Origin of the sequence: Nocardioides abyssi (assembly GCF_030412915.1) — a bacterium.
Lineage (GTDB): Bacteria > Actinomycetota > Actinomycetes > Propionibacteriales > Nocardioidaceae > Nocardioides > Nocardioides abyssi.
This window is the reverse complement of record NZ_JAUHJR010000054.1, coordinates 1-375: the sequence shown is the minus strand read 5'-3', so window position 1 is coordinate 375 and position 375 is coordinate 1. Positions and strand designations below refer to the sequence as shown.

Sequence of the window (375 nt, the reverse complement as noted above, 5' to 3'; positions counted from 1 at the left end):
AGGATCACGGCTCTCCAGACGACGCCGGCCCCCGATACGCCGCAGGAACGCTGGCGCCCTAGCCCAAGAACGTGCTGACGGCGGCCGCCGGTCTGCTGTTGGGCTTCACCCAGGCCCTGGCACTGGTGTGGCTGGCCGCGGTGCTCGGCGCCGCGATCGCCTTCGCACTGTCCCGGCACCTGGGCCAGGCATCGTTCCAGAACCTCGGCTCAGATCGCATCGCGCGGCTCGACGCGCTCGTCGCCGAGCGCGGGCTGGTCGTGCTCCTGGCGCTCCGCCTGGTCCCGGTCGTGCCGTTCACGGCCATCAACTACTTGGCTGGGCTCACCCGGATGTCGTGGACAAGCTACCTGCTCGGCCCTGCACTCGGGATCG

General features: G+C 70.4%; 1 protein-coding gene. It reads left to right on the top strand.

The window, feature by feature from the left end:
- Positions 1-71: 71 nt before the first annotated feature.
- Positions 72-375, top strand: a 304-nt coding sequence (locus QWY29_RS19875; RefSeq protein ID WP_300962972.1) for a VTT domain-containing protein, incomplete at its 3' end; no start/stop codon positions are given.